The organism is Salipiger sp. HF18 (genome assembly GCF_011806505.1).
GTDB lineage: Bacteria > Pseudomonadota > Alphaproteobacteria > Rhodobacterales > Rhodobacteraceae > Salipiger > Salipiger thiooxidans.
Genome location: NZ_JAATOS010000809.1, coordinates 1 through 1115, shown reverse-complemented (window position 1 = coordinate 1115; position 1115 = coordinate 1). Strand labels below are relative to the sequence as shown.

The window sequence follows — 1115 nt, the reverse complement described above, 5'->3', positions numbered from 1 at the left end:
CCGGTCCGTCGAGCACCAGCGTGCGGCGGGTGTCGCAGTCCGCCAGCCACGCCCCGAGGAAGCGCGGGCGGGTGATGCCGTTCGCGGTCTCGTCGAGCGCCGCGAGCGCGGGCAGGTCTTCGGGCGTGGCGCCGCGCAGGGCAGGGGCGGGCCGTGCCGCGCCTTCGAAGCGCGAGGTCGCGCCGGTCAGCGCAAAGCCCGAGCGGGCGTAGTTGGCCTGCTGCTCGGCGACGCCGTCGAGCCCGACGGTGCGCTCGCCCGCATGCGCGAGCGCGTGTTTCCAGAGCGCGAAGGCCACGCCCCTGCCGCGCCAGTCCGGGCGGCAGAGGTAGAGGCCGAGAAAGGCGAAGCTGTCGGAGTGGTTGACCACCGAGATCGCGGCGACGATCTCGCCGTCCTCCTCGGCCACGAAGAACCCCACCGGGTCGGCGGCGTGAAAGGCCCGCGCGTCGTCGAGCCCCGGGTTCCAGCCCTCGTCCGCCGCCCAGTCGATGATCAGGCCGACCTCATCCGCCGTCGCAGTCCGCATCATTCCGATAGTGCCTCCCTGAGCGATTGCGGCACCGAGCCGCGCTCGCGCAGGTCTAGCGAAGTGAGCAGATCGAGCAAGTGGCTCTTCATCAGGTCCTCGGCCAGCGTGCCGTCTCCGGCGGCGAAGGCCTGCAGCAGCGCGTGGTGGGCGTGACTTTCGCAAAGTGCCGCGCGGCGCTGCCAGTAGAGCGCGATGATCAGGGACGAGCGCGAGACCAGCTGGGCGATGAACTCTTCGACGGTATTCTGGTCGGCGATGCGGGCGATCTCGACATGGAAGAGCCCCGACAGATGCAGCGCGCGGCCGGTGTCACCCTCGTCGAGCGCGCGGTGCTCGTCGTCGATGTGCGCCTGCAGGCGGGCGAGGGCGGCGGGCGTCATGCGCTCGGCGGCGGGGCGTGCGGTGCGCGGCTCGAGCAGGGCGCGGGCCTCGAGCGCCTCGCGCGCCTCCTTGACCGTGGGCTGGGCGACAAAGGCGCCGCGGTTGCGGCGCAGGTCCACGAGGTGCATGTGCGCCAGCTTCTGAAGCGCCGCGCGCACCACGGTACGGCTAACGCCGTAGACTTCGCCCACCTCGTCCTCGC

General features: G+C 72.0%; 2 protein-coding genes. Both read right to left on the bottom strand.

Annotation, left to right across the window (positions count from 1 at the left end; genetic code table 11):
* Window positions 1–532: GNAT family N-acetyltransferase (locus HC022_RS27160; protein WP_167454447.1), on the bottom strand; the 532-nt coding region annotated here is incomplete at its 3' end.
* The coding region (locus tag HC022_RS27155; protein ID WP_167454446.1) for a GntR family transcriptional regulator at window positions 529–1115 on the bottom strand (587 nt) is incomplete at its 5' end. The genes HC022_RS27155 and HC022_RS27160, both read right to left, overlap by 4 nt.